This is a genomic window from Acinetobacter parvus DSM 16617 = CIP 108168 (assembly GCF_000368025.1).
Lineage (GTDB): Bacteria > Pseudomonadota > Gammaproteobacteria > Pseudomonadales > Moraxellaceae > Acinetobacter > Acinetobacter parvus.
In genome coordinates, this window is sequence record NZ_KB849211.1 from 545898 (window position 1) to 547873 (window position 1976).

Sequence of the window (1976 nt, forward strand, 5' to 3'; positions counted from 1 at the left end):
TAGATCACTGCATTTGCTGCAAGATTCCCTGTATTGGTTTTTAACAGTGCAATGTCATTTGTGTTAGTCGTGACTCGTCCATCAATTCCTGAAATGGTTGTATTTAAAGTTCCAACTTCATTGGTAATACGATTATTCAGTGTTCCAACTTCTGTACCAATCTTGGTATTTAAAGTCGTAACTTCATTTCCAATTCGGGTATCGACACCATCAATACGGGTATTAATGGTATTGGCACTATTGGTAATTGCTGTATTTAAAGTACCAACCTCAGTTGTTACTCGTCCATCTAAAGTGCTAATAGCAGTTGTATTGGTTGTAATTTTACCGTCCAAAGTTGTAGCTTGTTGGTCTGCATAAGTTTTTGCATTGGTTAAGGTCGTAGTCGCTGTTTGATCAGTGTAACCTTTCGCACTCGCTAAAGTCGTTGTCGCTGTTTGGTCTGTATAACCTTTCGCATCTGCCAATGTACTAGATAAGCCTGTGGTTAATGCTGTTGTCGATGCTTTGCTATCCAAACCTGTTGCTGCATCAGTTACTTTATTATTTAAACTATCAAATGCGGTTTTATCCGCTTTGGCAGCCAAGCCTGTGGTTAAATCAGTTTGTGATGCTTTGCCTGCAACAACATCATTAGTGGCTTTAAGTTGTTGACCTGTTACCGCATCAGTTGAAGTATCGGATAAAGTCGCATTTTGTAAATTGGTGATTTTTGTACCGCTTGCACCTGCCAGCGTTAATGTCGCTTGGTTCGAGGCGGTGTCGTATAGAACTGTATCGGCATTAGCTGTAAAATTACTTAATGCAGTATCCACATAAGCTTTATTGGTGGCATCAGTCGCATTTACTGGTGTTGCCACATTGGTAATCCGTTTTGTTGCACCTGCACGACCAACCGAAATTGTATTGGCTTCATCAGCCACTGAGTTTAGACCAATGGCGGTTGCTCCTGTTGCCACCGCTTTACTGTTAATCCCGAACACGCTACTGCGATCAGCCAATGCAAGGTTTCCGCCCTGTTCAAAGCTCTTCACAATATTAGCCGCCTGTGCAGCAGTTACGACTTGACCGTTCACTTTGGTCAATAATGATGGATTGACTTGTAAACTTAACCAATTTGCTGCTGTGGTTTCAATCACAACACCGTCCAAGGCTGTTACACCGCCTACAGAGATCATGGTTGGTGTATACGCTGGTGTTAAAGAGACTTGTTGGTTATAGCTACCGTTATAGAATGCCAATCCTGAACCTACTGCTGCGGTATTTTGTCCCATAGCAGTATTGCCTGTTCCAAATGCATTGGCATAGTAACCTCCTGAAACCAAATTATTAAACCCTACCGCATTTGACCCTGTGGTTTTTACAGTATTTGCCGTACCCAGTGCTGAACCGCCTAAGCCGCTCACTGTATTACTATAACCTATGGCATTTGTTCCCCAAGTCCCATCACTAACAATATTGCCAACGCCCATTGCAGTACTGAAAAATTGACCATGGTTTTTATTATAAGAACCAAAGGCATTATTTCCATTACCAAAATTCGATACTACAGTATTACTATAACCCACCGCACTGCTAGCATCACCCGATGCAATATTTGCCGTTCCCATTGCACTACTATTTATACCAACCGCAATATTTCCGCCTTTCTTGGCTGCATTGATAAAGGCTGCTACTTTGGCTGGGTCGGCTGCTTTGGTCGTGATGACCCCACCCACTGTAAATGAATTAATATCATCAATACTTATGCCTGCTGTCGCTAGGTCAGTGGTTACAGTAATGCCACCCACTGCGGTAATTTTTCCTGTTGTGGTTGTTGTGGCATGCGGTGTACCTTTTGCTGAACCTAAAGCGGTATCGGTTGAAGTATGAGCATAATTATCGCTGGCGATTGGCGTACTTCCGCCTGTAGGTAAATTATCAATCCTTGTATTTAAGGTTAAAACTTCGCTGTCTAGTTGTTTTTTATTGATTGC

General features: G+C 42.3%; 1 pseudogene. It reads right to left on the bottom strand.

The features are described 5' to 3' along the window. Nucleotides 1-1976 (bottom strand): annotated as a pseudogene (locus tag F988_RS15390) (hypothetical protein); the annotation flags it as partial.